Origin of the sequence: Cyanobium sp. Candia 9D4, from assembly GCF_024346155.1 — a bacterium.
GTDB lineage: Bacteria > Cyanobacteriota > Cyanobacteriia > PCC-6307 > Cyanobiaceae > Cyanobium > Cyanobium minutissimum.
In genome coordinates this window covers 287,101-310,885 of record NZ_JAGQCK010000001.1, presented here as the reverse complement: position 1 = coordinate 310,885, position 23,785 = coordinate 287,101, and the positions used below count along the sequence as shown (strand labels likewise).

Here is a 23,785-nt window from a genome sequence, read left to right as displayed (position 1 = left end):
GCCCCGCCGCGGTCCCTCCGATCCCGTTCCACCCATGTCGCGCTCCCTGGTCCTGTCCCTGCTCCTGATGGCCGGCTGGGGGGCCGCCACGGTGACGGCCACAGGAGCCGCCGAAGTACCGGTGCCAGCGCCGGCGCCTGTGACCACGGGCGTTCCCAGCGGCACGGCGCCGACCGGGCCCGCCAGCGTGACGGTCCCGGCGACCCCTGCTGCGGTCGCCCCCGCCGTGGCGGCCCCCGCTGCGACAGCTCCCGCCGTGGCGGCCCCCGCCACCGCCGCCCCGGGTCCGGCCCCTGCCCCGGCTCCGGCCAAGGCCACCGTCACCAGCACCCGTGAGATCGTGCTGGAGCTGGGCAAGCGCACGATCAGCCTGCGGGACAACGGCAAGGTGCTGGGCAGCTGGCCCGTGGCCATCGGCGACGCCCGCACCCCCACCCCCAAGGGGCGCTTCCTGGTGGAGACCAAGGTGGTCAACCCCCAGTACCAGAGCACGGTGAGCGGCAAGATCAGCCCCACCAAGGGCCCCAATGGCCCCCTCGGCGACCGCTGGATCGGCTTCAAGCGCAGCGGTCCCAACCAGTACGGCATCCACGGCACCCCGAGCGCCTGGGCCTGGACCGTCACCTCCCGCTCCGCCGTCACCAACGGCTGTGTCCGGATGCTCACGCCCCATGTCCGCGCCCTGTTTGACCAGGTGGAGGTGGGCACACCGGTTGTGGTCAAACCCTGAGCGCCGAAGGGCGATTGCGGCAACACTGGGAGCGACCGAAGAGATTCTGGAGATTGTTCAGGAAGGGTTTGATGTCTCGGTGCAAACACCTAATGTCTTGAAACTCGATCAACAGCGGCGCGCTCCAGAACCGCCGAATTCCCTCCCATGTTCGATTCCACTCACGAACCCACCACCGACCAGCTCAACAGCACGTCGCTGAAGTGGGGCCATGACGGTGAGCTCTCCGAACTGGACCTGCAGCGGATTCTGGGTCTCCTCTCTCAGGTTGATCCCGTCGCCGAGGCGTTGATGGAGGGCCGCTCCGAAGCGGCCTGAAGGCGCCGGGCCAGGGCCCGGGCCATGCCGTCGCGGCTGGCCACCCCCCGCAGCAGCTCAACGGCGAGCCCCCCGGGGGGCAGACCATGGGGCAGATGGCCCCCCGCTCCCTCCGGCACCGCGAAGACCGGCAGCTGCCGCAGGCCATTGGGCCTGAGCTGGTCTTCAAGCCGGTCCAGATGCACCCCGGCCGGCAGCCAGACCAGGTCGGTTCGCAGACAATCCTCGAGGCAAGGCGCCTGCGAACGGCTGAGGTCGGAGGCGAGGCCACGCTGCAGGTCCCCGATCGTCACCAGCCCCAGGGCCAGACCGGCCCGCTCCACCAGCAGGCAATGGCCATGGCTGTCGATCAGCCGGGCCAGGGCCGCTGAGGCCGCCATCGCTGCCGGCAGCACCAGCGGCGCCTCCGGGTCGAAGGCCTCCTCCACCGGAATGGCCGCCAGCTCGCCGCGGCGACGCTCCTCCTGGGGATCCGGTCCCATCAGGCCCGGATCCTGAATGCCCTGCCAGCGCTCCACCAGGGCGGCGCTGAGGCCGGCCGCCGCCATCAGCGGCAGCACGATGCGGATGTCCCGGGTGAGCTCGAACAGCAGCAGCAGGGCGGTGAGCGGCGCCCGGGCGCTGCCGGCCAGCACCGCCGCCATGCCGACCATGGCGTAGGCGGGGGGTTCGGCCACCGGCAGGTTCAGGCCGCCGCTGCCCAGCGCCTGGCCGTAACAGCTGCCCAGTACCGCACCCAGGAACAGGGAGGGGGCGAAGCCGCCCCCCACGAAGCCCGTGGCGTTGCTGACGGTGGTGGCCACCAGCTTGACGCCGATCAGGGCCACCAGCGTGAGCAGGGGGATACCGCCGTCCCGGCCCAGCAGGGCTTCGATCGTGTCGTAGCCGACCCCGAGCACCTGGGGGAACACCAGGGCCATCCCGCCGAGGGCCGCCCCGCCGAGGGCCGTGGGCAGCCCCGGCGGCAACCGCCGCACCACGGCCTGGACCCGCTCGTCGCGGCCGGCGGCCAGCAGGCGGATCAGCAGCCACGACATCAGACTGGCCAGCAGCCCCAGCCCCAGGTAGAGGGGTAGCTCCAGCGGGGAGCGCACCTCATAGGCGGGCAGGCGCAGGATCGGCGTGTCGCCGAGGCACAGCTGGGTGACCAGGGCCGAGGCCACCGCCGCCACCAGGACCGCCCGCAGGCTGGGGCGGCCCGGAATGGCGCTGTAGCTGCCCTCGAAGGCGAAGAACACCCCGGCGATGGGGGCCTTGAATCCGGCGGCCAGGCCCGCCGCCACCCCGGCCCCCACCAGGGCCTTCTGGGCCTGGGGGGAGAGGCGGCCCCGCAGGGCCACCCAGAGGCCGATGTTGCCGCCGCCTTCGACGCTGGGGCCTTCGGGGCCGAGGGAGGCGCCGCTGCCCAGGCTCAGGGAGGCCGCCACCAGCCGCAGCCAGGGCAGGCGCGGCTCGCCCCCCTGGCGGCCGTCGGCGATGGCCATCAGGCTCGACAGACCCGGACCGATGCTCCCGGCCACATGGCGCAGCAGACCCACCGCCAGGCCGCCGAGGGTCGGCACCACCACCACGGGCCAGAGGGCCAGCCAGTCCGGCGGGGTGGGCAGGCTGATGGGCGGGGGTTCGGGGAGCGGGGGCGGCGGCGGTGCCGCCGCCAGCAGGCCGATGCCGTCGAGCCCGAGCTGGAGCAGGGCCCGCAGGGGGGTGCCGCTGTCGGGGGCCAGCGGCGGCAGGTCGATCGGCGGCAGGTCGGCGGGGGTGGCGGGCGAGGAGCGCCCGATCACCAGCAGCCCCTCCACGAACGGGCCGAACAGGAAGTTGTTGATGAAGCCCAGCAGCTCGTGGAACGCCACCACCGCCAGGCCCGTCAGGGTGCCGACCAGGGCCGCCCAGGCCAGCAGGTTCCACTGGAAGGGCAGACCCCGCAGGTCGGCTTCGGCCCCGGAGGTCCGGGGACCGGAGGCCCGGGGACCGGAGGCCTCAGCTTTCGGGGCGGACGCTGGCAAAGATCTCCTCCAGGATCTCCCCGGCCCCCTGGGACCGCAACGTGCCCGCCAGCGCCACCCCGATCGCCTCGGGATCGCTGGCGGGGCCACGGCAGCTCTCGCGCAGCAGGCGCTGGCCGTCGATGCTGGCCACCATGCCGGTGAGCACGAGCTCGTCGGCCTCGAAGTGGGTGTTGACGCCGATGGGCACCTGGCAGCCGCCCTCCAGGCTGCGCAGGAAGGCCCGCTCCGCCAGGCAGCGGCGGGCGGTGGGCTGGTGCTCCAGCACGGCGATCGTCTCGAGCACGGCCGTGTCGCCGTCACGGCATTCGATGCCCAGCGCCCCCTGGCCCACGGCATGGAGCGAGATGGCGGGGTCGATCAGCTCGTGGATGCGATCGCCCAGGCCGAGGCGGGTGAGGCCGGCCGCCGCCAGGATCAGGCAGTCGTAGACGCCGGCGTCGAGCTTCTCCAGCCGGGTGATCACGTTGCCCCGCACATCCTTGAACACCAGGTGGGGGTAGTGGTGACGCAGCTGGGCCAGGCGGCGCAGGGAGCTGGTGCCCACCACGCTGCCCTCGGGCAGGGTGGCCAGGGTGCGGTCCCGGTGCCGTTCATGCACCACCAGGGCATCGGCCGGGTCCTCCCGCTCGGTGATGCAGCCCAGGATCAGGCCCTCGGGGAGGTTGGTGGGCAGGTCCTTGAGGCTGTGGACGGCGATGTCGGCCCGGTCGACCAGCATCTGGGCCTCCAGTTCCTTGGTGAACAGGCCCTTGTCGCCGATCTTGGCCAGGGCCACATCGAGAATCTTGTCCCCCTGGGTGGCCATCGCCTCGATCGTGATCGCCAGCCCGGGATGGGCGCGGGAGAGCTCATCCCGCACCCAGTGGGTCTGGACCATGGCCAGCTGGCTGCGGCGGGAAGCGATGCGCAGGGTGGAGCTGGTCATCGGCGGCTTCGGGCGGCAGCGACCGCTGCCAGGCAACAGCCGCCCAGCCTAGGCATCGGCCCGTCCCGGTCCCCAGCCCGCGGACGGAACGTGATCAGCTGATGGGATCAAGCGAACAGATCGAGGGGCAGGGGCCCCCAGGTGTCCTCGGGCTCCGGATCGGCGGCGCCATGGCCGGTGATCAGGATCCCCTCGCCGAGTCCCTCCTCAAGGCGCAGATGCAACAGACCCGTGCGCTGGTTGCCCTTGAGGAACACCGGGCCGGTCTCCGCTGCGCCGGGTTCCCCCGGCTGCAGGGCCGTCCAGCCCTGGGCCTCCTCCAGCTGCCGCAGGGCCGTCAGGGCCGCCGCCGCCGAGGGCGCCATGATCCCGATCGTGAACCACTCACAGGCCTGCAGGCGGGGGGTGAGCTCCTGGCGCAGCAGGAGGCTTCCCTCGCCGTCGAGGGCCGGGGCGGTGCGGAGGCCCCGCAGAGCGGCCAGGCCGGAGCTGGGGAGGTCGGTGGTCAAGGGGATCGCAGCGGTCGGGCCGTTCCACTCTGGGGGTCGGCGGTGGGCGGATCGCGCCAGCAGGCCAGGCACACCGTCAGCCAGGCCAGCCCGACGGCGGCACCCGCCAGCAGATCCGTGGGCCAGTGGGCCCGCACGTAGAGGGTGCTCAGCCAGACCAGACCCACCAGGGCGCAGGCCACCACCGCCAGGGTGCGCCGCAGCCGGGGATGGTGAGATCCCAGGATCACCACCATGGCGAAGTAGAAAGCCACGGCCCCGGCGGCATGGCCGCTGGGGAAGCTATGGCCATCCAGCGGCAGCAGGCTGCCCGGCGGGCGCTGGCGGCTGAACAGGGGCTTGAACACCAGATCCACCAGGATCAGGATGCCCCCGGTGGCCATCACCAGCAGGCGCAGGTCCTTCCACCAGCGCCGCCGCAGCAGGTGGACCAGGGCCATCGCCACCAGGACGGCGGTGAAGCCGACACCGGTCGCCCGGTACACCTGGGTCAGGACCCCGCCCACCAGGCCGTGGAAGTGGTTGCCCAGCCAGTCCAGGACGGCCGCGTCCAGCAGGGCCAGGGGCCGGCCCGGGGCCACCGCCACGAACAGCCCCACCAGCACGATCAGGCAGCCGGGCAGCAGGATCCTCTCCCGTGGCAGCAGGTGGAACCCCATCACGGCACCAGGTGGTGGCGGGGCACCCGCCAGAGGGCCAGCTCGCCGGTGCGGGCCAGCCGCTCGATCCCCTGCGGGGGCATGGCCAGGGCCTCCAGATCGCGGCGGTCGCCCACCAGGCGCACCGAACGACTCCCTGGCGACAGAGCAAGGGCGGCGGGGCCCTGCACGGCCAGCTGGTTGATGTGGTGGCGGTCGGAGACGAAGACGGCCTCCGGCTCGCCGTAGAACAGCAGGCTGTAGCGCAGGGTTCCGACGATCAGCAACGGCTCCTCGGGCCGGGCGGCGGCCTGGGCGGTGCGGGCCATCTGGCGCAGGGGCACCTGACGCTCGCGGTCCAGCAGGGGGGCGAGGGGGGCGATCACCAGGCCGAGCACCGCCAGGAAGCCAGCCAGGCTGGGCAGCCACAGCCAGTCGGTGGCCTTGGGCCGCAGCAGCAGCACCAGCAGGGCCAGGGCCGTCAGCCCCAGACACACCGCGAGCACCAGGGGCAGGCCCGAGCGCGACAGGGCCGCGCCGAACTCCGGATAGGCGGGATCCCCCGCCACCCAGGCCGGGGCCAGGGCGGCCGCCACGGCCATGGCGGCCAGCAGCAGCACCTCGAAGCCCGCGGCGATCCGCACCCCGGTCCGGCCCGGGTTGGCCGGGGCCAGGGCCGGGGTGGCCGAGGCCGGGGCGGCTGGGGCCGGGACGATCGCCTCCGGCAGGGGGCGCCAGTGCAGCGCCACCAGCAGGCTCGCCGCCGGCAGGGCCGGCAGGATGTAGCCAGGCAGCTTGGTGGCGGCGGCGGAGAAGAAGGCCACCACCAGCACCAGCCAGAGCAGCAGGAACAGCCCCAGTTCCGCCGGGGCGGTGCCTTCTCCGGAGGGGCCGGCCGCCGCCGTTCGCCAGCGGGAGGGGTGCCAGAAGCCCTGGGCGGCGATCGCCAGGGGCAGGAACAGCGACCAGGGCAGCACCAGCAGCACCAGCCAGGGCAGGTAGAACCAGGGGGGGCCGGGGTGGTCGTAGAGCACCGTCGTGAAGCGCTGCAGGTTGCTGAAGCCCAGGAAGCCGCCGAGGAAGTCGCCGCCGTTGACGGCGGCCGCCGCCGCGTACCAGGGGGCGCTCACGCCGAGGAACAGGGCCACCATGGCCAGCAGGGGACGCCAGCGCAGCCAGGCTCGCCAGTGGCCGGTGAACAGCAGGAAGACCACCACCACCAGACCCGGCAGCAGCAGACCCACCGGGCCCTTGGCCAGCACGGCGATGCCCGCGAACAGCGCCATCGCCACCCGGCCGAGGGGCGCCCGCCAGGGGTCGGCCCGGTGGCGGTGGGCCAGCAGGAAGCCGAACAGCGCCAGGCTGATGGCGCTGGAGAGGAACATGTCGGTGGTGGAGGTGCGTCCCCAGCCGATCCAGCCCGGGGTCGTGGCGATCACCCCGGCCGCCACCACACCCCTGAGCAGCCTGGGCCGGCCCGCCTCACCCGCCGGGGACCAGGCCAGCATCAGGCCGAAGGCCGCCACCACCACGGCACTGGCGGCGAGAGCCACCGGCAGCCGCGCGGCCCATTCGCTGACCCCGAACAGCCGGAAGCTCAGCCCCACCATCCAGTAGCCCCAGACGGGGTAATCGAAGAAGCGTTCGCCGTTCCACCAGGGGGTGACCCAGTCACCCCGCTCCAGCATCTGGTGGCCCACCTCCACGAACAGGGCCTCGGTCTTGTCCATCAGGCCGAGGCTGCCGAGGCCCTGGAAGAAGGCCAGCCAGCAGATCAGCAGCAGCCAGAGGCCGCTCAGCACCCAGACCAGTTGCCTGTGGCTACGGGCGCGGACTCCCTCCGGCTGGGCCCCCCGGGCAGCAGACACCATGCTGGGTCGACGACGAGATCAAGGGGAAGTTAAGGCCAGGGCCCGCCGACCTGACCGGCGGCCCCGGGCTGGGCAGCCCTAAGGCGTGTTCCAGACGAAGCGGGAGGACGCCGCGTACTTCCAGACGAAGTCGACGGCGATGCCGGCCAGCAAGGCCAGCAGCGGCTGGGGGGTGACCTGGCGGTAGAACGCCGAGGACACCCCCACGTTGGCCGCCATGCCCAGGGAGGTGACCAGCAGGAAGCGGATCAGGCCGAACACCAGGGCGATGCCGCTCAGCTGCTGGGAGCGGAAGGTCAGTACATTGTTGATCAGGTAGTTGGAGCAGCCGGCGCTGACCACCGCCACCACCTGGGCCTGCTCAAAGCTGAGACCCAGAAGGTCCTGGCTGAGGGCGAACACCAGAAGGTGGATGCCGATGCCGGTGCCGCCCACCAGGGCAAAGCTGACGGCCCGTCGCGGCACCATGCGCAGCAGCAGGGTGTGCAGGATCGAGACCCCCAGATCCCAGATCACGGCCAGGTTGAGCTTCGATTCCCCGGCGCTGCGGGGCTGGAAACTCAGGGGCACCTCGGCCACCGCCAGATGGCCGTGGCTGAGGGCCAGCAGTTCATAGAGAAACTTGAAGCCGTTGACATCCACCTGCCGCACATAAGGAAGGCAGCGCTCGGGGCGCAGGGCGAAGAAACCGCTCATGTAGTCGGTCAGATGGCGGTAGCGGGGCAGGCTGAAGCGGGCCACCGCATTCGCCCAGGTGGAGTTCCGCTCGCGCCGCTCGCTCAGACCCATGATCGTGGCCGCGGGATGGAAGCGGCTGCCGACCATGAGATCGCCGCCGCTCTCGATCAGGGCGGAGACGGCATGGGCCACCGAGGCGGGTTCATGCTGGCCGTCGCTGTCCATGACCACCACCACATCGCCGGTGGCGTCCAGGATCCCCTCCTTGATGGCGCTGGAGAGGCCGAAGCGCCCGACACGGCGGATCAGCCGGACGCAACCATGGCGGTGGGCCAGCATCCGCACCTTTTCGGCTGTGCCATCACTGGAATCATCATCAACGAACAGCAGTTCAAGGTCGAAGCTGTCTCTCAGGGGCAGCAACTCCTCGACGATGGGCTCCACATTGGAGCACTCGTTGAAGGTGGGCAGCACGACCGTCAGGCGGAGCATCGGCTCGCGTTCCGTCATCGGAATCCCGGCGAGCTGCTGAAGAGAATGACCATGCACTCGCCAAGCTGTTTTTGATTCTCCTGCAGGGGAGGCAGGCTACTTGATGTACTCCTTCAGAACGCCATTGCGGTTGGGGTGGCGCAGCTTGCGCAGCGCCTTGGCTTCGATCTGCCGGATGCGCTCACGGGTGACATCGAAGATCTGGCCGATTTCTTCCAGAGTCTTCATGCGGCCGTCATCCAGGCCATAGCGCAGGCGGAGCACATCCCGCTCACGGGGGCTGAGGGTGGCGAGCACGCCCTCCAGGTCCTCACGCAGCAGGTTCTTGGCGACATCCTGCTCAGGATTCTCGATATCGGCTTCAATGAAATCGCCGAGCCTGGAATCCTCCTCCTTACCGATGGGAGTTTCGAGGGAGATGGGCAGCTGGGCGGATTTGGCGATGAAGCGGAGCTTCTCGATCGTCATCTCCATGCTTTCAGCGATCTCCTCCTCGGTGGGCTTGCGGCCGAACTCCTGGGAGAGGGTCTTGGTGGTCTTCTTGATCCGGGAGATCGTCTCGTAGAGGTGAACAGGAAGGCGGATGGTGCGGCTCTGATCGGCGATCGCACGGGTGATCGCCTGGCGGATCCACCAGGTGGCGTAGGTGGAGAACTTGTATCCCTTCTCGTGGTCGAACTTTTCGGCGGCGCGGATCAGGCCGAGGCTGCCTTCCTGGATCAGATCCTGGAACGACAGACCCCGGTTCATGTACTTCTTGGCGATCGAGACGACCAGCCGCAGGTTCGACTGGACCATCTTCTCCTTGGCCCGACGCCCCAGCATCAGCCGACGGCGGAACTTGATCAGCGGCATGTCGAAGATCGCCGCCCACTCCTTGGTATCAGGGAAATGGCCCTTGTCGGCCTCAAACTCAGCGGCCTTCTCCTCCAGCTCGAGCAGATCGGCGATCTTGCGGGCCAGCTCGATCTCCTCATCGGGCCGCAGCAGACGGATGCGGCCGATCTCCTGGAGGTAGACGCGGATCGAATCCTCGGTGTAGACGCCCTTCGGGCCCACCTTGATGCTGGCCAGAGCCTTGGCACCCTTGGCATCCTTGCGGAGGTCGCCGCCGGTCTCCGGAAGATCGTCATCGCCGTCGAGGCCATCGTCGAGGACGACCGCCGCGGGCTTCTCAGCGGCGGGCTTGGCGGCCGCTGGCTTGGCGGTCGTCCGGGAGCCGGCCTTGGCCGCAGGCTTGGCGGTCCCAGCCTTGGGAGCGGCCGTTCGGACCCGGGCCGCGGTCTTCCTGGCCGCCGCCGCCGTCGGTTCGATGGGCAGCACGTCGCCGTTGGCGGTGACGGTGGCCAGGATCTCGGGAACGGCGGCTTTGGCCTTGGCGGCGACTGGGCTCATGGAAACGACGCGAAAGGGAAGGGTGCGGGGGAATGAAGCGGGCGAGGGAAAGGCGGGCGGGGCGAGGGGCCCGGGGATGGTCAGGGGCGTGATTCCATCAGCCGGTTCCTGCCCTCCGGGTCCGTGACTCCGGTTCCCATCCTCCATGCTGCCGGTACGGAGCCGGGCGGGAGGGCCAGGAGAGCAACAGGACGTGGCGGGATGGAAGGACTCCGCTCACGGAGCCGATGCCGATGGATGGTGGATGGATCGCTCCAGGAGCGTGATTGGGATGGTGGAAGTCGGCCAGAGCCGGTGCAGGGCTGTCACGGGTGGTCTCAGACCGGAGGAATGAAGAGGGAGTGAATCCCTGGATCCTCAGCGGGTCTTCCCTGTGGACGGAACTCTGCGCGGTTCCGACGGCAGCCTTTCGAGCGGCCCAACGACGTCATCCTAGGAATGGCATGAGATCTTTGCAAGATTGCCAGCCAGCTCCTCACCATCGCCACCCGAACCCGCCCCCCCGGGCTGGCTGGAGGTGTGGCTGGAGGCCGGCCGGGAGGGGCGGGCCTTCACCTACGCCAACCCCTCGGGCCTGGCCATCGGGGCGGGAGATCTGGTGCGGGTCCGCCTGCAGGGCCGGCCCCACACGGGCCTGGTGGTGGCGACGGCGGCGGCCTGTCCCGCCGCCATGGAGGGTCGGCCGATCCTGCCGGTGGACGCGGTGCTGGAGAGTGCCGCGATCGATCCGCTCTGGCAGGCCCTGCTGGAGGGCGTGGCCCGGCAGTGCCACAGCGGCCTGTTCCGCACCCTCAAGAGCGCGCTGCCGCCGGGCTGGCTGGGACAGGCCCGCCGTCCCCCCGGCCAGGGACGGACCCTCTGGACCGTGCGGCCCAACCCGGCCGCGGTCATGGCGTCCATCACCCCCCGCCAGCAGGAACTGCTGGACCACCTGGCCAGCCACGGGGGGGCGCGGTTGCTGCGCGATCTGGTGCAGGAGGCCGGTTTCGGCCGCACCCTGATCACCACGATGGAGCGACGGGGTCTGCTCCTGAGGGAGGCGGGCCGCGTCCCGTCGAGGGTCGGCGGCGCCCCGGGCCTCCCCGGCGGCGGGGCGGGCGCTGGATCGGCCCCCCTGGAGAGCGCCCGGCCACCCAGTCCGGCCCAGGCCGCGGCCATGGCCGCCATCGCCGGGGCGCCGCCGGGCCAGAACCTGCTGCTCTGGGGCGTGACCGGCTCCGGCAAGACCGAGGTCTACCTGCAGGCCGCGGCCCAGGAGCTGGCGGCGGGGCGCAGCGTGCTGATCCTGGCGCCGGAGATCGGTCTGGTCCCCCAGCTGCTGGACCGCTGCCGGCGCCGCTTCGGTCCGGCGGTGATCGAGTATCACAGCGGCATGGGGGATGGGGAACGGGTCCTCACCTGGCGGCGCTGCCTCGAGGCCGCTCGGCGGCGCGAGCCCTGCCTGGCGGTGGGCACCCGCTCCGCCGTCTTTCTGCCCCTGGGCCAGCTGGGCCTGATCGTGCTCGACGAGGAACACGATGCCTCCTACAAGCAGGAGAGTCCCATGCCCTGCTATCACGCCCGCGAGGTGGCCCGGCTGCGGGCCCGCCAGACGGGGGCCCGTCTGGTGCTCGGCAGTGCCACCCCCTCCCTCGAGACCTGGTGGCGCTGCCAGCCGCGCCCCGGGGGTCAGCCCGCCGACACCCGCCTGCTGCCCCTGCCGGAGCGGATCGGCCAACGCCCCCTGCCGCCGGTGCGGCTGGTGGACATGCGCCTGGAGCTGGAGGAGGGGCACCGCCGCCTGATCAGCCGCCCCCTGATGGCCCGGCTCGAGACCCTGCAGGAGCGGGGCGAGCAGGCCGTCGTGCTGGTGCCCCGGCGCGGTTACCGCTCCTTCCTGAGCTGCCGCAGCTGCGGCGAGGTGGTGCAGTGTCCCCACTGCGACGTGCCCCTCACCGTCCACCGCGGCCCCCGGGCCGGCGGCCGCGAGGGTCGGGAGTGGCTCCGCTGCCACTGGTGCGACCACCGCCAGGAGATGGGCGATCGCTGCGGCCACTGCGGGTCCACCGCCTTCAAGCCCTTCGGCGCCGGCACCCAGCGGGTGATGGAGCAACTGGCGGCGGAACTGGAGGGCCTGCGGCTGATCCGCTTCGACCGGGACACCACCCGGGGCCGGGATGGTCACCGCCGCCTGCTGGAGCGCTTCGCGGCCGGCGAGGCGGACGTGCTGGTGGGGACCCAGATGCTGGCCAAGGGCATGGACCTGCCCCGGGTGACCCTGGCGGCGGTGCTGGCGGCCGACGGCCTGCTGCACCGGCCCGATCTGCGCGCCACCGAGCAGTGCCTGCAGCTGCTGCTGCAGCTCGCCGGCCGGGCCGGCCGGGGGGAACGCCCCGGGGAGGTGCTGGTGCAGACCTACAGCCCCGAGCATCCGGTGATCCGCCACCTGGTGGACGGCCGCTACGCGGCCTTCCTGGCCGAGGAACTGGAGCTGCGCCGCCAGGGGGGCATGGTGCCCTTCGGCCGGGCCTGCCTGCTGCGGCTGGCCGGTCCATCCGCCAGCGGCACGGCCACGGCCGCCGCCGCCCTGGCCGAGCGGATCCGTCCCGCCGTGGAGGCGGCCGGCTGGGTGGTGATCGGCCCGGCCCCCGCCCCCGTGGCCAGGGTGGCAGGCCGCAGCCGCTGGCAGCTGCTGCTGCACGGCAGCGGCCCCGGGGCGGACGCCGCCGCCGATGGGGCGCCGGAAGGTGATGCGGCGCTGCCCCTTCCCCCCGAAGCCGACCTGCGCCGGGCCCTGCCCCCGGGGGTGAGCCTGACGATCGATCCCGACCCCCTGGAACTCTGAGATCGGAGCCGGCCCCAGGGCCGGGGGGTCAGGCCGGCAGCTCCGGCAGGCCGAAACCCAGCCGCCGCCGCATCGCCTGCAGGCCGAGCACCAGCGGCAGGGCCAGGCCCACCGCCGCCGCCCCCAGCCCCAGGCCGCTCCAGCGCCAGCAGCGCAGTTCCAGGACGTTGACCTGGCCGGGGGTGAGGGGCCAGAGCAGACGCCGGCGGCCGCCACCGTCGGCCGATGGGGCCGGCGCGATGGCGGCGGGGCTCGCCCGCCGCACCGCCGCCGGCCGCACCGGGGCGAGCACGACGGCCAGATCCAGGCCCGGAATCGTGTCGAGGGCCTGGAGATCGAGCTCCAGCTGCAGGTGCTGGCGGACGCCCAGCAGCCAGTTGCGTTCCTCCCAGACCACCACCGGTGCCGCCAGGGGGACGCCGCTGAGCCGGCCCGCCAGTTCCAGGCTGCCCACCAGGGCAGCGAGGGCCTCGCGGGCGGGCAGCACGGGGGTGGAGACCAGCCGGTCGCCGCTGCCGCCGGAGGGGCGGAAGGGACCGGGGGCGGCGATCCCCTCGGCCTGGCCCGCCAGCGCCGCGACGAACCGCCGCTGCCAGGGGCTGTCGGTGCCGGTGTCGCTGCGCAGCTGGTGGCTGACCTGGAGCCGGCCGGGGCCCTCGAAGCCCAGTTCGGTGCGCACCTGCATGCAGCCCCCCAGCAGCGCGGCCAGCAGCAGCAGCACCACCGCCACGACGAGCGCGAACCCGACCGGCGCCCGGGTGGGCCCCACCGGCGGCGGCGGCGGCGGCTCGGGGCGGCGGCGGGAGCGGCGGCTGACGCCGCCCCCGACCCCTTCGAGGGGGGTGGTGCCGGCGAGGTCCGGCAGGGTCAGCGACCAGTTGCTGGGACGGCGCAGCTCCGGGGCCTCCAGCACCAGCAGCAGGGCCTTGGCCTGGGCCCGCAGGGTCGCATCGCGGCAGCGGACGAGGCTGCGGCAGCAGGCCGCCGCCTGGTCGGTGCGCCCCTGGCCCATCAGGGCGGTGGCCATCAGCAGACGCAGCTCGGCGCCGGCGGCCGTCAGGGGGGAGCGCTCCTCCTGGAGGGGCTCCAGCAACCGCAGCACCTGGCCGTACTCACCACGATCCAGCGCCCGGCGGGCCTCGGCGAGGGGGTCCTCCTCAACCATGCACCAGGCCGGGGCTGCCCACCACCATGGTGCCGATGCCGGCGTTGGTGAACACCTCCAGCAGCAGGGAATGGGCCACCCGGCCATCGACGATGTGGGCCGCCTTCACCCCCTGGGCCAGGGCCCGGATGCAGCACTCGGTCTTGGGGGTCATCCCCCCCTCCACCACCCCGTCGGCGATCAGCCGGCGGCCCTCGGAGAGGGTGAGCTGGCGGATCAGGCTGGCGGGGTCATGGCGATCGCGCAGGATTCCGGGCGTGTCGGTCAGCAGGATCAGCTTCTCCGCCTGCAGGGCCGCCGCCAGCTCGCCGGCCACGGTGTCGGCATTGATGTTGTGGGCCAGACCATCGGCGTTGGGGGCGACGCTGGAGATCACCGGGATGTAGCCGGCCGCGAGCAGGGGAGCGAGCACCGAGGGGTCGACCCGGGCCACGTCCCCCACCATGCCGAGGGTGCCGTCACCCATGGTGCGGGCCAGCACCAGGCCGCCATCGCTGCCGGAGAGGCCCACGGCCCGGCCGCCCACCCGGTTGAGGCCGTTGACGATCTGCTTGTTGACCCGCCCCACCAGCACCATTTCCACCACGTCCATGGTGTCGGGGCTGGTGACGCGCAGGCCGTCCTGGAAGCGGGGCTCGATCGCCAGCTTCCCCAGCCACTGGTTGATCTCCGGGCCACCGCCGTGCACCACCACGGGCTGGACACCGACGCAGGCCAGAAGAGCCAGATCGCGGAAGACCGCCTCCCGCAGGTCCTCCCGGACCATGGCCGCCCCGCCGTACTTGATCACGATGCGGCGGCCGGCAAAACGCTGGATGTAGGGCAGGGCTTCACTGAGCACGGACACCCGCAGGGTGTCCTCCGTGCTGATGTACCGATCGGGACTCAAGGGACGGGGGCGGCGAGGGACGGATCGGAGGGGGCGGCAGCCGGCAGCAGGCTGAGCTGCAGGCGCCCGGGGCCGGCCTGCTGGAGGTCGGCCGTGAGGCCGGGACCGAAGAAACGGCCGAGGCGCTCCCGCCGATCCTGCCAGCGCTCGAAGGCCACCCCATGGCATTCGATCGTCAGCCGCAGCCCGTAGCCGCCGCCGGCCTCCAGCTCCTCGACGGCCACCAGCTGGGGCGGGGCGTCCTCGTCCCAGAGCCTGAGGGCCTCCAGGGAACTCTCCAGGTGGGCCTTCTGGCCGTAGCGCCAGCGGGTGACGTCGGCCAGCAGCTTGCGCAGCGGTTCGTTGCCGGGCTGCTGGCGCAGGTCGCGCAGGCGGGCGGCGGGGGTGAGCCGCTCGGCGGGGGGCAGCTCGGAGGACTTGAGCGCCAGGCCCCCCAGCAGGATCGGCACGCCGTAGAAGACCCCGGCCAGGCTGATGTTGGGGCTGTCGGTGGCGTAGGCGATCGATCCGATCACGGTGAGAACGGCACCGGCGACGGTCACCAGGCTGCCGGGGGAGAGAAACGCTTGCATCGCCCCATTCTCCGTCAGCGGGGGCCAGGATGGCGGTTCAAGGCTCCGCCCCGCCGCCCCATGGCCAGCTCAGAAGCCAGCCCCCAAGCCAGCGCCGCAGACGGCGTCACCGCCAGCCCCGTGGGGGCCGACACCGGCACGGACACGCCCTGGAGCGGGCCAGAGGCCCCCACCACCGCCGAGCTGCTCACCCAGCTGGGGGAGGACCGCCTCTGGCTGCTGCGCCAGCTGGACAGCGGCCGCTGGAGCGAATGGCGGCTGGATCTGGCGGCCCTGGAGCGGGAACTGGGCCAGCTGATCGACCAGGCCGGCGAACGACTCTGACCAGAAGGGTCAGAAGGGAATGTCGTCATCGTCCCCCAGGGGGACCAGCGGGGAGGTGTCCCAGACGGGGGCGGCGGGTTCGGCAGCGGGCGGGCGGGAAGGAGCCGGCGCCGGTGCCCGCCGTGGGGCGGGGCCGCCGGCGGCAGCGGCGGGGCGGGGGGTCGGCAGGGGGGCCGGGCTGCGGGTCGGCGCCGGCGCCGCAGCCGGGGCGATGCCGGTGCCGGGGCCGAGGGGATGGAGACGTGCCAGGGTGAATTCGGCCCGCTTCTCCTTGACCCCGTCCTGGCGGGTGACGGTGTTCATGCGCAGCCGACCTTCGAGCACGAAGCGCTGACCCACCTGCACCCGGTTCTGGAGGTCCTGGGCCAGGTTGCCCCAGCCCACCACCTTCAGCTGACCCGGGGGATCATCGGGCCGCAGCCCCTCGATCTGGACGGCCATTTCGGCCACCGGCGTCTGGTTGTCCTGGGTGTAACGCACCTGGGGCGCCTCCAGGACCTCCACCTCCAGCAAGCAGTGATTCACGCCCTGACCAACGGATGGAAGGACCCATCCTGATGCATCCGCCCGACGGGATCCAGGCCGATCCGCCCGGTCGTGCCGGCGGCCGGGACGGCGGCTGGGACGGCGGCTGGGACGTCAGCGGCGGGAGCGCCGGCGGTGGCGGCAGGATCTGGCTGGTGGCCGGCACGGGGGAGGGGCCGGCCCTGGCGCGGCGGCTCCTGGCCCGGGGCTGGCGCCTGAAGGTCTCCCTGGTGAGCCGGTCCGCCGCCTTGGCCTACGGGGCCCATCCCCGCCAGGAGCTGGCCGTGGGGGCGATCGGGGGGGACGACGGGCCGGAGGCCGGGGTCGCCGCCGAGCTGGCCGATGCCGGCCGTCGGGAGGCCCCCTACACCTGGGTGATCGATGCGACCCACCCCTTCGCCACCCGCATCAGCGCTGCCCTCGCCCGCGGCTGCAGCGCCCGCACCCAGCCCCTGCTGCGGCTGCTGCGGCCCGATCTGGGTGCCGGTGGCGCCCAGCCCCTGGAGGATCTGGCCGGCCTGGGGCGCCTCTGCCGGCCGGGGGAGCGGCTGCTGCTGGCCATCGGCGCCCGCCGCCTGGCCGAGGCCGTTTCGGTCTCGCCGGGGGTGCTGCACCACGCCCGCCTGCTGCCCCAGGGCGAGGCCCTGGCGACGGCCCTGGCCGCCGGACTGCCGCCGCAGCGGCTGGCCCCCCTGCGCCCCGGCGGCGACGGCCGCATCGAGCGCGCCCTCTGCCGCCACTGGCAGATCGACACCGTGCTCTGCCGCCGCTCCGGGGGCGCCAACGAAGCCCGCTGGCACCGGATCTGCGCCGACCTGGGTCTGCGCCTGCTGCTCCTGGAGCGGCCCGGGGAGCCCGCCCGGGTGGAGGCCCTGCCGCTGGAGGCGCTGCTGGCACGGCTGGGCGACAGTGGTCAGGACGGCTGAAGCCGGACCCTGCCCCCCATGCCAGAACCTGCACCCACCCCCCTGAGCCTGGTGCTCACCACCGAAGCCGACCGGGAGCGGGCCGAGGCCCTGGCCCGGGAGCTGCTGGAGCGGGGCCTGGTGGCCTGCGCCAGCCTGCACCCGGCGGTGTCGCTCTACCGCTGGCAGGGCCGGCTGGAGCGGAGCGAGGAGGTGCAGCTGCTGCTCAAGACGACCCCCGCTCAGCTGGAGGCGCTGCGCCGCGCCCTGGGGGAGCTGCACAGCTACGACACCCCGGAATGGATCCACTGGACGGCCGCCAGCGACGGCTCCTACGGCCGCTGGCTGCTGGAGCAGCTGGCGCTCAGCCCAGGTGGCGGGCCACCAGCTCCGGCAGGGACGCCTGGGGACGGGGACCCAGCTGGGTGACCACCTGGCCGGCGCAGAGCGAACCGAGCCGTCCGCAGCGCTCCAGGCTCTCGCCCCGGGTGTGGCCGTAGAGGAAGCCGGCGGCGTAAAGGTCGCCGGCGCCGGTGGTGTCCACCAGGGGGCCGAGACGGAAGGGCTCGATCACCAGGGTCGTTTCGCCGCTGAGGAGCAGCGAGCCCCGCTCGCTGCGGGTGAGGGCCGCCACCCTGCAGCGCCCGCGGACCCGGTCGGCGGCCGCCTCGAAGCTGTCGGTGCCGTAGAGGGCGGTGATCTCCATCTCGTTGGCGAACAGCACATCGACATGGCCGTCGACCAGCTCCAGGAAGCTCTCCCGGTGGCGCTCGACGCAGAAGGCATCGGAGAGGGAGAGGGCCACCTCGCCGCCGCTGGCACGCATCACCTCGGCGGCGGCGATGAAGGCGCGCTTGGCCTCCTCGCTGTCCCAGAGGTAGCCCTCCAGATACAGCACCTTCGCCTGGCGCACCATCTCCAGGTCGAGGTCGGCGGGATCGAGGCCCACCGACGCCCCCAGGTAGGTGCACATGGTGCGCTGGGCATCGGGGGTGACCAGGATCAGGCAACGGGCGGTGGAGGGGCCGCTGGCGGCCGGGGGGGTCTCGAAGCTGGCCCCCACGGCCCGGATGTCGTGGGCGAAGATCGCTCCGAGCTGGTCGTCCCGGACCCGGCCGATGAAGCCCGCCCGGCCGCCCAGCTGGGCGATGCCCGCCAGGGTGTTGGCCGCCGAGCCGCCGGAGGTCTCCAGGCCGGCGCCGACGCTGGCGTAGAGCCGTTCGGCCTGCGCCTCATCCACCAGGGCCATGGTGCCCTTGGTGAGGCCGTGGGCCTCGAGGAAGGCGTCGTCGGCCTGGACGAGCACATCGACGATGGCATTGCCGATGCCGACCACGTCGAAGCGCTTGGCGGTGCTGGTCAAGGGGATCCGGGAGGGGGGTGAGGAGAGCCGGGGAGGCGAGGCGAGGGACTGAGGCGAGGGACAGGGGGTCGCCGGATCAGACGCTGAGCAGGGCGCGCTTGGGGCCGTGGATCGGATCCTCGACGACGATCGTCTGGTCGCGCTGGGCGCCGAGGGAGACGATGGCGATCGGCACCTCCATCAGCTCGGCCAGGAAGCGCAGGTAGGCCATGGCGGTGGGGGGCAGATCCTCCAGGCTGCGGCAGTCGGCGGTGGAGCACTGCCAGCCGGGCAGGCTGCGGAACACGGGCCGGCAGCGGGCGAACTCATCGGAGCTGCTGGGGAAGTAGTCGATGCGACGGCCGTCGAGCTCGTAAGCCACGCAGACCTGGATCTCATCCAGTTCATCAAGGACATCGAGCTTGGTGATCGCCAGGCAGTCGAGGCCGTTCACCTGCACCGCATAGCGGCCGATCACCCCGTCGAACCAGCCGCAGCGGCGCCGCCGGCCGGTGGTGGTGCCGAACTCGCCGCCCCGGTCGCAGAGGTGGTCGTTGAGGCTGCCCTCCAGCTCGGTGGGGAAGGGGCCCTCCCCCACCCGGGTGGTGTAGGCCTTGGCGACGCCGATGACGCGGTCGATCAGGGTGGGGCCGACGCCGGCGCCGATGCAGGCGCCACCCGACACCGGATTGGAGGAGGTGACGTAGGGGTAGGTGCCGTGGTCCAGGTCGAGCAGGGTGCCCTGGGCCCCCTCGAACAGGATGTTCTTGCGGGCCCGGGCCGCCTCGTGGATGGTGCGGGTGCAGTCCACCACGTGGGGGGCCAGCCGGCGGCCGTAGGCGGCGTACTCCTCGATCACCGCCTCCGGATCCAGGGCGGGGATCCCGTAGACCTTCTCGAGCAGGTCGTTCTTCTCGGCCAGGGGCCCCAGCAGGCGGTCGCGCAGGCAGTCGGCATCGAGCAGGTCGATCACCCGGATGCCGTTGCGCTCGGACTTGTCGGCGTAGGTGGGCCCGATGCCGCGGCCGGTGGTGCCGATGCGACGATCGCCGCGGCGCTGCTCCATCGCCAGGTCGAGCAGGCGGTGGTAGGGCATGGTCACGTGGGCCGTGGAGGCCAGCTTCAGCCCGGAGACATCGATCTCCAGCTCCAGCAGCGTGTCGATCTCGCCCAGCATGACCTTGGGATCCACCACCGTGCCCGAGCCGATCAGGCAGATGGTGTCCGGGTAGAGGATCCCCGACGGGATCAGATGCAGCTTGAGGACCCGGTCCTCGACGACGATGGTGTGCCCGGCGTTGACCCCGCCCTGATAGCGGACCACGACATCGGCGGAGCGACTCAGCAGATCGGTGATCTTGCCTTTCCCTTCGTCACCCCATTGCGCACCGATGACGACAACATTGGCCAAGGAAACAGCGGCCCGGAGCCGCTTCTAAGCACAAGGGGAGAGCTTCTCAGATCAAGGCCCCCTCCGTCAAAGAATCAGGCGCCGCGCACCGCTGTCGCTTCAGCTTTCTTGAGCTCCTTCTCCAGGCGGCTGCGCAGGGGATCGGGCAGGGGGCGGTTGGCGTAGCCGGCGTAGTGGGCCGCCAGCGCGTTCACGGCGGTCTGCATGGTGGTGAAGGAGGCCAGGCCGTGGATGTCCTGGCGGGGGCGGTAAAGGGCGGTGTAGCCGTTGATCAGCTGGCGGGCCTGCACCTCCGCCTCCTGGCGGGCGGGGTCGTCCTGGGGCAGGGCGATGGTGGTCAGCAGGGTCTGGGCCACGCTGACGGTGTCGTCGACGTAGTTGCCGCTGAGGCCGGCCGCGGCCTGGCTGCAGCCGCCCAGTCCGAGGCAGAGGCACAGGCCGATGGCCAGCAGGGGACGGAGCAGGCTGCGGCGCAGGAAGGCGACCAAGGGAGGAACGGCGTCTGGCGAAATCCTACGGGGATGCACCCTGGAGCCCGAGGAGCTGCACGAGCTCCTCGAGGGCGGCGTCCGCCGTCAGGTCCCGCTTGCCGGTGCCGCCGCTGCGGTCCACCAGTTCCACCGTGCGCTCCCCGGCGCCCCGGCCCACCACCAGCCGCCAGGGGATGCCGATCAAATCGGCGTCCTTGAACTTCACCCCGGCCCGCTCGGGCCGATCGTCCAGCAGCACATCGATCCCGGCTGCGAGCAGGCGGCCGTAGAGCTCCTCGGCCAGGGCCACCTGCACCGGATCCTGGCTGCTGGCGATGACGATGATCACCGTGTAGGGGGCGATCGCCACGGGCCAGCGGATGCCGTCGGCATCGTGGTTCTGCTCCACGGCGGCCTGGGCCAGGCGCGAGACGCCGATGCCGTAGCAACCCATCCACAGGGCTTCGTCCTCGCCGGCCTCATTGGTGAAGCGGGCCTCCAGGGCTTCGGAGTACTTCCGCCCCAGCTGGAAGATGTGGCCCACTTCGATGCCCCGGGCCGCCTCGAGCCGCTGGGAGGGGTCATGGACGCAGCGCTCCCCCGGCTGGGCCGCCCGCAGATCCACCACGTCGGGGAGCGGGCAGAGCTCGCCCCAGCGGGCCCCCACCAGGTGCTCATCGACGCGGTTGGCGCCGCAGACGAAGGCCTCCAGCTCGGCGGCAGAGGGGTCGACAAGACGCAGCAGGGGGGCGGCGGCCGCCCGGGGATCGGGCTGCCGCAGCGGTGGATCGCCCAGATGGGGGCCCAGGAAGCCGAAGGGAACGGCGGCGGCGGCCTGAAGGTGATCCGCCAGCAGCGGGCCGATCTCCAGCAGGGCGCCGGCGTCCGGGCAGCGGGCCGTCACGGCGTTGGCGAGCTTGACGTCGTTGAGCTGCTGGTCGCCCCGCAGGCAGACCAGCACCGCGCGGGCGGGGGCCGCGGCGAAGCGGGCCAGCAGCAGCAGCACCTTCACCGTCTGGGTGGGATCGAGGCCGTGGGCCTCGCAGAGGTCCTCGATGCTCGTCTGCTCCGGGGTGGCCAGGGTCCGGCAGGGGCCGGCCGGCAGGGGAACGGCGGGCGCCGGCAGGGAGACGGCCCGCTCCTGGTTGGCGGCGTAGCGGCCGTCGGGACTGGTCAGGATCAGGTCCTCACCGGCCTCGGCGGTGACCATGAACTCCTGGCTGGCGGAACCGCCGATGGCGCCGCTGTCGGCCTCGACCGCCACGGCCCGCAGGCCGCAGCGCTCGAAGATGCGCCGGTAGGCCCCGTCCATGGCGGCATAGGTGCGCCGCAGACAGGCCTCGTCGGCATGGAAGGAGTAGGCGTCCTTCATGATGAATTCGCGCCCCCGCATCAGGCCGAACCGGGGCCGGATCTCATCGCGGAACTTGGTCTGGATCTGATAGATGCAGACCGGCAGCTGGCGGTAGGAGCGCAGCAGGTCGGCGGCCAGCGCGGTGACCACCTCCTCGTGGGTGGGACCGAGGCCGAGGGGGCGTTCCTGGCGATCGACCAGGTGGAACATGATCCCCTCCCCGGCGGTGTACCCGTCCCAGCGGCCACTGCGGCGCCAGAGATCGGCGGGCTGCAGCTGGGGCAGGAGGGTTTCGAGGGCGTCGACCGCGGCCATCTCCTCGCGGACGATGGCGGAGATCTTCTGAAGGACCCGCCACAGCAGGGGCAGATAGGCGAAGATCCCGGGCGCCAGACGGCGCATGTAGCCGGCGCGGAGCAGCAGCTTGTGGGAGGTGATCTCGGCTTCGGCCGGGTCGTCGCGAAGCGTCACCAGCATCAGGCGGGAGACGCGCATGGAGAAAGTCCGGTTCGGCGCTGGACGCTATCACCGCCGACCCGTCGGACCAGGGGCCTGTCGCCGGGAGCGAGTCGCCGCAACGACCCTGCCCCCTGTGGGCGGGCGGCTGACGAGAAAAAACTCTGCTATGGTCAGCCGTCAGTCCAGTGCGTCCAACGCCAGTCTCATGCTTGCTCACCCTGCACAGGTCGGCTCTCCAGCGGGCGGTTCCACCGCTTCGCCGGCCGCGCCGCTGGCCCTGCAGGCTGAAACCCGCACCGACACCGAAACCCTGATCGGCATCGATGAGGTGCAGCGCTCCCTGAACCGATCCCGCGCTTCGGTGTACCGCTACACGAACACCGATCCCCGCAACCTCAACCCCCCCTTCAATCCCCGCAAGCTCAATCCCGAGTACCGCAGCGACCAGAAGGAACCCCTGGTCTTCCACCCCCACGAGGTGGCCCGCTTCGCCCGCGATGTGCTGCGCATCAAGGAGGTGACGGTCGAGGTGCTCAATTCGCCCTCCACCGCGACCCAGCAGCTGCTGGCCTCGATCCTGGAGGAGCTCCGGGCCATCCGCGCCCGGCTCGACGGGGCCGAAGTGCCTCCCGCCGATCTGCACCTCCACAGGCACTCCCAGTCACGGCCGGCCGCCTGACGGGCCGACGCAGAGCTGACCACCGCCGTCCGGCTCCCCTGTCGTTTTGCCGTCGCCGGGGGCCGATCGAGCCGATCGGTGGCACAATCGTTGCAAACAACCTTTGTTCTCCGTCCAGTGCACCGGGCCTCTCCGCTGCACGAACGCATGGATCACGTCCGAACCGTCCGTCCCCAGTCCCGCTCCGGTTCCCATCGGGGAACAGCATCCCTCGCCTCCCCGGCCAGCCTTTCCGGCTCCGGCGCTCCGGGGCCCTTCTCCGCCGGACTCTGCCCCACCCCCGACGTCGGCGAGGTTGACTCCAGCGGAGACCCGGACAGTCCGGGCCCCCGAACGCCCCTTTCCCGTCCCTCCGCGTCCGGAGGCTCCAGCCGCGGCGGCAGAAGTCCCGGCGCAGGCCCCGATGATCCGGAAACCCTCTTCTTCGATCAGCCCTTCGGGACCCTGGGCGGCGTCCTGCTGGGTCTGCTCACCCTGCTGGTGCCCCTGGCCGGTGTGGTCATGGACCGCCCCCTGCTCCCCGGCCAGCAGGAATCGGTGGACCGTCGCTTCAGGCCCGTCGCTGTAGCAGAAAGCCCTGAAAGTCCAGGGCCTGGAAGAACGGCGCCGGATCGCTGAGTCCCGCGGCCTCCACCAGGGCCGTGAGACGGGCGATGCCGATCGGGTGGAATCCCTGGATCTGGGCGGTGGGATCCACCGCCCCCCCTTCGACCCCGCTGGCCCGCTGGAAGCAGCGCCAGGCCTCGGTCACCTGGGCCGTCAGGGGGGAGCGCTCCGGACGCATCAGGTCGACCAGCACCAGCTGCCCCTGGGGCCGCAGGCTGCGGGCCAGGGCCGTGAGGAAGGCCAGCTTGGTGCCGTCGTCGGGCAGGGACTGCAGCACCAGCACCGACAGAGCGCCATCGAAGCGGGCCTCGGCCCCGAGCTGCTCCACCGTGGCGTGATGCCAGTCGATCCGGCCGCGGTTCTGCAGGCGCTGCCGGGCCACCGCCAGCATCTCCGCCGACGGATCAATGGCCGTGAGCTGCCAGTCCGGCCGCTGGGCGTCCGCCTCCAGCAGCTCGGCCCCGGTGCCGCATCCCGCCACCAGCACGGCGGCCTCCCGGCGCGAGGCCAGGGGGGAGGAGGAGAGCAGCGCCACCGAGAGACGGGCGAGGCTGGCGTAGCCGGGGATCAGCTGCTGCACCACCAGGTCGTAGGTGCCTTGCCGGGCCGGGGAGGGGTCGGAGGAGAGCAAGGTCTGCGGGCAACCCGGCCATCGTAGGCAGCCCCTCCCGACCGCCCCGATCCTTTCTCAAGGC

General features: G+C 72.1%; 23 protein-coding genes. 7 read left to right on the top strand and 16 right to left on the bottom strand.

The genetic code is table 11. The features are described 5' to 3' along the window. Positions 1–34 precede the first annotated feature (34 nt). Both KBZ08_RS01575 and KBZ08_RS01570 read left to right on the top strand, forming a co-directional pair. The gene (locus KBZ08_RS01575) at positions 35–730 is read left to right on the top strand and encodes a L,D-transpeptidase (protein ID WP_254970820.1); all 696 of its coding nucleotides are present in this window, start codon (positions 35–37) and stop codon (positions 728–730) included. A gap of 147 nt (positions 731–877) precedes the next feature. Then, entirely contained in the window at positions 878–1,048 is a 171-nt protein-coding gene (locus tag KBZ08_RS01570; protein WP_015107769.1) for a hypothetical protein, read from the top strand. Here KBZ08_RS01570 and KBZ08_RS01565 read toward each other — a convergent pair. The 7 genes from KBZ08_RS01565 to rpoD form a co-directional block, all read right to left on the bottom strand. Beyond that, positions 994–3,054, bottom strand: coding sequence for a chloride channel protein (locus tag KBZ08_RS01565; protein ID WP_106221288.1), 2,061 nt, complete (start codon positions 3,052–3,054; stop codon positions 994–996). The two genes, KBZ08_RS01570 and KBZ08_RS01565, sit on opposite strands and share 55 nt — an antisense overlap. Continuing rightward, positions 3,029–3,982: a hydroxymethylbilane synthase gene (gene hemC / locus KBZ08_RS01560; RefSeq protein ID WP_106221290.1), complete on the bottom strand. Its 954-nt coding sequence runs from the start codon at positions 3,980–3,982 to the stop codon at positions 3,029–3,031. Before hemC ends, KBZ08_RS01565 begins: the two co-directional genes overlap by 26 nt. 107 nt (positions 3,983–4,089) lie before the next feature. Then, positions 4,090–4,491 carry a DUF1824 family protein gene (locus KBZ08_RS01555; RefSeq protein WP_254970817.1) on the bottom strand — a complete coding sequence of 134 codons (402 nt, stop codon included), beginning with the start codon at positions 4,489–4,491 and terminating at the stop codon, positions 4,090–4,092. Then, entirely contained in the window at positions 4,488–5,150 is a 663-nt protein-coding gene (locus tag KBZ08_RS01550) for a phosphatase PAP2 family protein (RefSeq protein WP_254970815.1), read from the bottom strand. The genes KBZ08_RS01555 and KBZ08_RS01550 overlap by 4 nt, the downstream gene beginning before the upstream one ends. Beyond that, entirely contained in the window at positions 5,150–7,000 is a 1,851-nt protein-coding gene (locus KBZ08_RS01545) for a glycosyltransferase family 39 protein (RefSeq protein WP_254970813.1), read from the bottom strand. The genes KBZ08_RS01550 and KBZ08_RS01545 overlap by 1 nt, the downstream gene beginning before the upstream one ends. A 78-nt stretch (positions 7,001–7,078) precedes the next feature. After that, positions 7,079–8,188 (bottom strand): glycosyltransferase family 2 protein, encoded by a 1,110-nt coding sequence (locus tag KBZ08_RS01540; protein ID WP_106221298.1) that lies wholly within the window; start codon positions 8,186–8,188, stop codon positions 7,079–7,081. Positions 8,189–8,266: 78 nt separating this feature from the next. Further along, complete coding sequence (gene rpoD / locus KBZ08_RS01535) at positions 8,267–9,565, bottom strand: RNA polymerase sigma factor RpoD (protein WP_106221300.1); 1,299 nt, start codon at positions 9,563–9,565, stop codon at positions 8,267–8,269. A gap of 460 nt (positions 9,566–10,025) precedes the next feature. Between rpoD and priA the strand changes: the two genes are divergently transcribed. Next, positions 10,026–12,389, top strand: a complete 2,364-nt coding sequence (gene priA, locus KBZ08_RS01530) for a primosomal protein N' (protein WP_254970810.1) — start codon at positions 10,026–10,028, stop codon at positions 12,387–12,389. A 28-nt stretch (positions 12,390–12,417) separates the two neighbouring features. Here priA and KBZ08_RS01525 read toward each other — a convergent pair whose 3' ends face one another. Genes KBZ08_RS01525 through KBZ08_RS01515 form a run of 3 tightly spaced genes read right to left on the bottom strand, consistent with a single transcriptional unit; the run spans position 12,418 to position 15,015 of the window. Continuing rightward, positions 12,418–13,554, bottom strand: a complete 1,137-nt coding sequence (locus KBZ08_RS01525; protein WP_254970808.1) for a DUF3153 domain-containing protein — start codon at positions 13,552–13,554, stop codon at positions 12,418–12,420. Next, positions 13,547–14,443, bottom strand: coding sequence for an acetylglutamate kinase (argB, locus tag KBZ08_RS01520; RefSeq protein WP_159819465.1), 897 nt, complete (start codon positions 14,441–14,443; stop codon positions 13,547–13,549). Before argB ends, KBZ08_RS01525 begins: the two co-directional genes overlap by 8 nt. Next, positions 14,440–15,015, bottom strand: coding sequence for a DUF2854 domain-containing protein (locus KBZ08_RS01515; protein WP_254970804.1), 576 nt, complete (start codon positions 15,013–15,015; stop codon positions 14,440–14,442). Before KBZ08_RS01515 ends, argB begins: the two co-directional genes overlap by 4 nt. Before the next feature lie 60 nt (positions 15,016–15,075). Here KBZ08_RS01515 and KBZ08_RS01510 point away from each other — a divergent pair, with 60 nt between their 5' ends. Beyond that, positions 15,076–15,339, top strand: a complete 264-nt coding sequence (locus tag KBZ08_RS01510; RefSeq protein ID WP_254970803.1) for a hypothetical protein — start codon at positions 15,076–15,078, stop codon at positions 15,337–15,339. Positions 15,340–15,348: 9 nt separating this feature from the next. On the opposite strand, the gene KBZ08_RS01505 is transcribed toward KBZ08_RS01510, so the two are convergent. Then, positions 15,349–15,864, bottom strand: a complete 516-nt coding sequence (locus tag KBZ08_RS01505) for a single-stranded DNA-binding protein (RefSeq protein ID WP_254970801.1) — start codon at positions 15,862–15,864, stop codon at positions 15,349–15,351. A gap of 32 nt (positions 15,865–15,896) precedes the next feature. Between KBZ08_RS01505 and KBZ08_RS01500 the strand changes: the two genes are divergently transcribed. Both KBZ08_RS01500 and cutA read left to right on the top strand, forming a co-directional pair. Continuing rightward, positions 15,897–16,790 (top strand): precorrin-6A/cobalt-precorrin-6A reductase, encoded by an 894-nt coding sequence (locus KBZ08_RS01500; RefSeq protein WP_254970800.1) that lies wholly within the window; start codon positions 15,897–15,899, stop codon positions 16,788–16,790. Between the two features lie 18 nt (positions 16,791–16,808). Beyond that, positions 16,809–17,198, top strand: a complete 390-nt coding sequence (gene cutA / locus KBZ08_RS01495; RefSeq protein WP_254970798.1) for a divalent-cation tolerance protein CutA — start codon at positions 16,809–16,811, stop codon at positions 17,196–17,198. Here cutA and KBZ08_RS01490 read toward each other — a convergent pair. The 4 genes from KBZ08_RS01490 to KBZ08_RS01475 form a co-directional block, all read right to left on the bottom strand. Continuing rightward, on the bottom strand, positions 17,134–18,132 hold the full coding sequence (locus KBZ08_RS01490) for an adenosine kinase (protein ID WP_254970797.1): 999 nt from the start codon (positions 18,130–18,132) through the stop codon (positions 17,134–17,136). The genes cutA and KBZ08_RS01490 overlap by 65 nt on opposite strands. 76 nt (positions 18,133–18,208) lie before the next feature. Next, a complete protein-coding gene (locus tag KBZ08_RS01485) occupies positions 18,209–19,522 on the bottom strand; it encodes an adenylosuccinate synthase (protein WP_094587394.1) in 1,314 nt (437 codons plus the stop codon). A 74-nt stretch (positions 19,523–19,596) separates the two neighbouring features. Beyond that, positions 19,597–20,010: a photosystem II protein Psb27 gene (gene psb27 / locus KBZ08_RS01480; protein ID WP_106221317.1), complete on the bottom strand. Its 414-nt coding sequence runs from the start codon at positions 20,008–20,010 to the stop codon at positions 19,597–19,599. A 25-nt stretch (positions 20,011–20,035) separates the two neighbouring features. Next, the gene (locus KBZ08_RS01475; RefSeq protein ID WP_254970794.1) at positions 20,036–21,841 is read right to left on the bottom strand and encodes a proline--tRNA ligase; all 1,806 of its coding nucleotides are present in this window, start codon (positions 21,839–21,841) and stop codon (positions 20,036–20,038) included. A gap of 169 nt (positions 21,842–22,010) precedes the next feature. Between KBZ08_RS01475 and KBZ08_RS01470 the strand changes: the two genes are divergently transcribed. Next, positions 22,011–22,484, top strand: coding sequence for a resolvase (locus tag KBZ08_RS01470; protein ID WP_236550687.1), 474 nt, complete (start codon positions 22,011–22,013; stop codon positions 22,482–22,484). 550 nt (positions 22,485–23,034) lie between these two features. Here KBZ08_RS01470 and KBZ08_RS01465 read toward each other — a convergent pair. Then, positions 23,035–23,721, bottom strand: coding sequence for a class I SAM-dependent methyltransferase (locus KBZ08_RS01465; protein WP_106221324.1), 687 nt, complete (start codon positions 23,719–23,721; stop codon positions 23,035–23,037). Positions 23,722–23,785: the final 64 nt, after the last annotated feature.